This window comes from Clostridium sp. D53t1_180928_C8, assembly GCF_015667795.1.
Classification (GTDB): domain Bacteria; phylum Bacillota; class Clostridia; order Clostridiales; family Clostridiaceae; genus Clostridium.
This window is the reverse complement of sequence record NZ_JADPEL010000025.1, coordinates 37,359-43,657: the sequence shown is the minus strand read 5'-3', so window position 1 is coordinate 43,657 and position 6,299 is coordinate 37,359. Positions and strand designations below refer to the sequence as shown.

Here is a 6,299-nt window from a genome sequence, read left to right as displayed (position 1 = left end):
TTCTTCCCATAATAAAATGCTCCCTCTATAGTTACAGTTTTATTATTTAAACTGTCTACTATAAAGGGAGCATATCAGAAAAGCACAACCTTTTTTAGTTAATAGTTAAGAGATTGTGTAGAGTTTAGAAAATATGTATTTTAGAAGTTTTTATATAGTAGATTCATTTTTAACTACTAATTTAATACTATTAACTATTTATGTGGGGGTGGAGTTATTAGTCTATTTACTAATATTGAAATTAATATTCCAAGTAATGTTTCGACCATTCTGTTAGTTGCATAAAATAGAGGATCACTATAAGCGTGAGCTGTAGTAACTCCTAAAAATGCTATACATGTTATATTTATAGCACCAGGCCTTTTAAGAATGTTACAAATATAAATCATTAAAATAATTCCCAGGGAAATAATTATATAAATTAATGGCTTTGATATATAAGTATTATGTATATGATTTTCTAATGTTCTAAAAAATAATAGAAATACCAAACCAAAACTAGCACCAATTATGGTTCCACCACCACGATTAATACCCATATGAATTGAATTGTAAACAGTGTCTTGTAAACAAATAACAGCTGTAAGGCATGCAAAAAAAGGCTCATTAGGTAAAAGTAATAAGCATAAGAAAACTGCAATGCCTGATTTTATTGTTCTAAGTCCAATTTTAGGAAATTTAAAGTTCTCCATAATTAAGCCTCCTATCCTTAAGATATTATATCTAATAAATAGGAAAATTGCATTATTATACATAATATTTTTGAAAGAAAAAATCAAATAAAAATATAGTATTTATTATTAATATAAAGGAAAATAAGTTTTAAATATTGAATTAGAAGGTAATAATAGATATAGAAGTATAATTTAATGAGAATCTTAAATTTGAACTTTAACTTATTGACAGTTTTTACATTTTAGAATATTATAAAACTAATAAATGCATAGAAGAGAAGAGTAGTTTAGGAAGATATCTAAAGAGAGCTAGGAATGGTGAAAACTAGTGATATTAAACTTTATGAAGATGGTCTTGGAGCAGATTATCTGAGCTTTATAGTTAGGGTAATACGGTAGCAACCGTTATATTGCAGGGTGATGATAGTCACCTAGTGAGATATTTATTGTGAAATAAATATAAAATAGAGTGGTAACGCGTATATAACGCCTCTATATGGGTATATAAGCCTATATAGAGGCTTTTTTTAGTTAGTAGTTTTTAGTTAGAAGTTAGAAGGTATATTGAAAATTAGGAAGTATTTTAAATTAATATTCTAAGTTTATAACTATAAATTTTTAGCTGTAAGTTGTTAACGAAAAAGAGGAGGAAGAAAAAATGACAAAAAAACCATATTATATAACTACACCTATTTATTATCCATCAACTAAACTTCACATTGGAAATACTTATACAACAGTAGCAGCCGATGCATTAGCTAGATTTAAAAGATTAAATGGATATGATGTAATGTTCTTAACAGGAACTGATGAGCATGGACAAAAGATTCAAAGAATAGCTGAGGAAAAAGGTATAACTCCAAAGGAACATGTTGATGAAATTGTTGCTGGGATTAAAGATCTATGGAGCATGATGGATATTAGCTATGATAAATTTATAAGAACAACAGATGATTATCATAAGAAAACTGTTCAAAAAATATTTAAACAATTATATGATCAAGGAGATATATATAAATCTTCATATGAAGGACTATACTGTACTCCATGTGAATCTTTCTGGACTGAGACTCAATTAGTAAATGGAAATTGCCCAGACTGTGGAAGACCAGTTGAAAAATCAAAGGAAGAAGCTTATTTCTTTAGAATGAGTAAATATGCAGATAGATTAATGGCGTATATAGAAGCTCATCCAGAATTTATTCAACCAGAATCGAGAAAAAATGAAATGGTTAATAACTTCTTAAAACCAGGATTACAAGACCTTTGTGTTTCAAGAACAAGCTTTAATTGGGGAGTTCCTGTAACGTTTGATGAAGGACATGTAGTTTATGTTTGGATAGATGCATTATCAAATTATATATCTGCTTTAGGTTATGGTTCAGATAATGATGAATTATATAAGAAATACTGGCCAGCAGATGTACATTTAATAGGTAAAGATATATTAAGATTCCACACTATCTATTGGCCAATTATGTTAATGGCATTAGGACAAGAGTTACCAAAGCAAGTATTTGGTCATGGATGGTTACTTGTTGATGGTGGAAAGATGTCAAAGTCTAAGGGAAATGTTGTTGATCCAGTAGTTTTAGTAGATAAGTTTGGTGTTGATGCAGTTAGATATTATTTATTAAGAGAAATTCCATTTGGAGCAGATGGATTATTTAATAATGAAATATTTATAAAGAAGATTAATTCAGACCTTTGTAATGATCTTGGTAACTTATTATCAAGAACAGTTGCAATGATTGAAAAATACTTTGGAGGAGTTATACCAGCACCTACAGCTAAAGAAGATATTGACAATGAATTAATTAGCTTAGCTTTAGAAACTCCAGTCAAGGTGACAAAAGCAATTGATAATTTAAGAATTCCAGAAGCTTTAGAAGATATATTTGCACTTATTGGAAGAGCTAATAAATATATAGATGAAACAACTCCTTGGATACTTGCTAAGGATGAAGAAAAGAAAGAAAGATTAGGTACAGTTTTATATAATTTAGCTGAAAGCTTAAGATTTGCATCTGTATTATTATCTGCATTCTTACCAAGTACAAGTGAAAAAATAAATACTCAATTAAATATAACTACAACAACTTGGGACTCATTAGCTGGATTTGATGGAACAACTCCAGGGACAGAAGTTAAAAAAGGTGAAGCTTTATTCCCAAGAATAGATGTAGTAAAAACTTTAGAAGAGTTAGAAGAAATGAGATTAGCTCAACTTGAAGCTAACAAGCCAAAAGAAGAGTATAAAATGCAACCAATCAAAGAAGAAATAACTATAGAAGATTTTGAAAAGATAGATTTAAGAGTTGTTAAAGTATTAGCTTGTGAGCCAGTTAAAAAGGCTAAAAAATTATTAAAATTAACAGTTGATTTAAATGGTGAAGAAAGACAAGTGGTTTCGGGAATAGCGATGCACTATAAACCAGAAGAGTTAGTTGGAAAATATGTGGTTTTAGTGGCTAACTTAAAACCAGTTACTTTAAGAGGGGAATTATCACAAGGTATGATATTAGCAGCATCTACTGATGATGACAGCATATTAAGTTTAGTAAATCCAGGAGAATTACAAACAGGAAGTCAGGTAAGATAAGTGAAGATCTAAATCTTTGGTTTAGTTAGTTCAACTTACATCTATGACTTAAGGAAGTAGTATGTTTCCTTATAAATTGAGAGCAACAAGCTGCAAGTGAATTAAGTTAAGAGTGACAAGTTTCAAGTTAAGAAATAAAGTCATCTTAGATCAGCTTTAGAAAATATAAAAAAGTCAGCTATGCTGACTTTTTTACTATAACTTTTTATTGATTAAAAGGGGGGATTTAATGAATATTATTATAGGTAATGCATGGCCTTATGCAAACGGACCTTTGCATTTAGGTAGAATTTCAGTATTATTACCGGGGGATATTTTAGCTAGATACCATAGGATGATGGGGGATGAAGTTGTTTTTCTTTCAGGGACTGACTGTCATGGAACACCTGTTACAATGAAAGCAAAAGAAGAAGGGATTACACCTTTAGAAGCTGTGGAAAAATACCATAATGAATTTAAAAAATGTTTTAATTCGTTAAGATTTTCCTTTGATATTTTTTCAAAGACACATTCAAAATATCACGAAGAAAAGGTAAAGGATTTTATATTACAACTGTATAAAAAAGGATATATATATGAAAAATCAGTAGAACAGACTTTTTGTGAAAATTGTAATGAATATTTATCAGATAGATATATTATAGGAAGTTGTCCTAAATGTGGTAATGAAGCTACAGGAGATGGATGTGAAAATTGTAACCAAGAATTTGACTCTAGTGAATTAATAAATATTAAATGTAAGAATTGTAACTCTAAGCCTATTTTAAAAGAAACAAAACATTTATTTTTTACATTAGCTAAGTTTGAAAATGATGTAAAAAGGTTATATATAAGACAATATGGCTGGAGAGAAAATGCACAAAAAATATTAAAAAGATATTTGGATGAAGGTTTAAGAGATAGAGCTGTAACTAGAGATTTTAATTGGGGTGTAGATGTTCCTTTAGATGGTTATGAGGATAAAAAAATATTCGTATGGATTGAGGCTGTTATGGGATATTTAACTGCTAGTATGAAATGTTTAGAAGAACGTGGAGAAGATTATAAGGAATATTGGGAAGGTGAAGATTCGAGAATTTATTTTATTCATGGAAAAGATAATATTCCATTCCACACTGTTATATTCCCGGCTATACTTGCAGGTCTTGGTATAAAAAATCCCAATTTACGTATAATATCAAGTGAACATTTAAAGCTAGAAGGAAAGTCATTTTCAACTGTGAAAAATTGGGCTATATGGGCTGATTATATTTGTAAGAAATATAATGTTGATAGCTTTAGATATTATTTAACTTTAAATTCACCAGAGGATAAAGATACTGATTTTACTTGGAGAGAATATATAAATATTCATAATAATGACTTAGTTAGTGAATTATCTAATTTTGTAAATAAAGTATTGGTTTTTTCAAAGAAAAATTATTCTAATAGAATACCAAATGGAAATATGGATGAGAAGTTAAAAGGTGAAATATTAAATTTATACTTTAATGTTGGAGATAAGATCGAAGAGGGACATTTTAGCGAAAGTCTTATTGATATAATGAATTTATGTAAAAAAGGAAATAAGTATTTTGAGAATAATAAGGCATGGGATTTATTAAGTCAGAATCCATTAAAATGTAAAACTATAATATATAATTGTATTCAAATAATAATAAATCTTTCTAATTTATTGTATCCATTTATGCCTGAAACTTGTGAGAAAATAAAAGCTTCATTAAATTTAGGAAATGGTGTTTGGAGTTTTGAAGAAAAAAAAGAAGGAATAATTAGAGAGTGTGATATTTTATTTAATAAAATTGATAAGAAAAAAGTGTCAGAAGAAATGGTTAGATTGAAGGAAGAAAGAATTTAGAATAAAAAAAACCTAGAGTCATTTCATTTGGGGGACGAATAACTCTAGGAAACCAATTTAAAAAGTAACTTCTTAACCACAATAGAGAGGTTGGAAGCTCTATTTAAAAGATGGTTTTAGGGGTAAATAATAATGCTTTAACTACTTTACAAATATTATAATAAACCTTAATTGTGTCAGTTAGGTGTCAAAAATCTGAAGAAAATCTTAACAACATATTACTATAAAATTAATATAAAAACTCAGGATATTCTGAGTTTTTTATTTAATTTGTTATAATAAACAGTAGAATAATATTATTAGTTATGAAAAGGGAGATTAATTATGGAATTTAAATATGAAATATTTGATACACATTCTCATTATGATGATGATGCTTTTGATGAGGATAGAGATATAGTTTTAGAGCAAATAAGAAACGCAGGTGTAGTTGGAATATTAAATTGTGCTTGTTCTAAAAAAAGTTTAATAACTACAAATGAATTAACTTTAAAACATGATTTTATTTATGGAGCTTTAGGAATTCATCCGAGTGATGCAAATGATTATGATGAAAGTGTAAGAGATGAAATAGTAAGATTATATAAAAGTAATAAAAAAATTATTGCTATAGGAGAAATAGGTTTAGATTATTATTGGGATGAAAATCCAGATAAGGAAATTCAAAAAACAGTATTTAGAGAACAAATGAAATTGGCAGAAGAACTGGGATTACCTGTAGTAATTCATGATAGAGATGCACATGGTGATACATTAGATATAATGAAGGAATTTCCTAATGTAAGAGGAACTGTTCATTGTTTTTCAGGTAGTGTAGAGTTTGCAAAAGAATGTGTAAAATTAGGTTACTATATAGGAATAACAGGTGTAGTTACATTTAAAAATGCTAAAAAGATTTGTGATGTAGTGAAGGAAATTCCACTTGAAAAATTATTAGTAGAAACTGATTGCCCATATATGGCACCTCAACCAAATAGAGGAAAAAGGAATAAATCAGATTATATTAGATATATAATAGAAAAAATAGCTGAGATAAAAGAAATTAGCTCAAAAGAGGTTAATTTGGCTGTAAATGACAATTTCCATAGCTTGATTCAAAATAGAAAATAAAGTAAAATTAATATTAACAATTGTAAAATTTTAGAAAAAAACTTTCGGTCTATAT

The 6,299-nt window shown here is 28.1% G+C and carries 3 protein-coding genes, 1 pseudogene and 1 other annotated feature; of the genes and pseudogenes, 3 read left to right on the top strand and 1 reads right to left on the bottom strand.

All coding sequences use genetic code 11. From position 1 onward, the window contains the following. Positions 1-194 precede the first annotated feature (194 nt). Positions 195-692: an aromatic acid exporter family protein gene (locus tag I4V51_RS13945; RefSeq protein ID WP_195989046.1), complete on the bottom strand. Its 498-nt coding sequence runs from the start codon at positions 690-692 to the stop codon at positions 195-197. A gap of 243 nt (positions 693-935) precedes the next feature. Then, positions 936-1,171: a binding site (T-box leader), on the top strand. A gap of 155 nt (positions 1,172-1,326) precedes the next feature. Between I4V51_RS13945 and metG (I4V51_RS13940) the strand changes: the two are divergent. The 3 genes and pseudogenes from metG (I4V51_RS13940) to I4V51_RS13930 all read left to right on the top strand — a co-directional run. Next, a pseudogene (gene metG, locus I4V51_RS13940) lies at positions 1,327-3,276 on the top strand (methionine--tRNA ligase); the annotation flags it as partial. Between the two features lie 229 nt (positions 3,277-3,505). Beyond that, the gene (metG, locus tag I4V51_RS13935) at positions 3,506-5,134 is read left to right on the top strand and encodes a methionine--tRNA ligase (protein ID WP_195989044.1); all 1,629 of its coding nucleotides are present in this window, start codon (positions 3,506-3,508) and stop codon (positions 5,132-5,134) included. A gap of 324 nt (positions 5,135-5,458) precedes the next feature. Continuing rightward, positions 5,459-6,244 carry a TatD family hydrolase gene (locus I4V51_RS13930; RefSeq protein ID WP_195989043.1) on the top strand — a complete coding sequence of 262 codons (786 nt, stop codon included), beginning with the start codon at positions 5,459-5,461 and terminating at the stop codon, positions 6,242-6,244. Positions 6,245-6,299: the final 55 nt, after the last annotated feature.

Excerpts from the sequence above, each read along its gene's own strand:
- I4V51_RS13945 (WP_195989046.1), bottom strand. The coding sequence starts at position 692 with ATGGAGAACTTTAAATTTCCTAAAATTGGACTTAGAACAATAAAATCA.
- metG (WP_195989044.1), top strand. The coding sequence starts at position 3,506 with ATGAATATTATTATAGGTAATGCATGGCCTTATGCAAACGGACCTTTG.
- I4V51_RS13930 (WP_195989043.1), top strand. The coding sequence starts at position 5,459 with ATGGAATTTAAATATGAAATATTTGATACACATTCTCATTATGATGAT.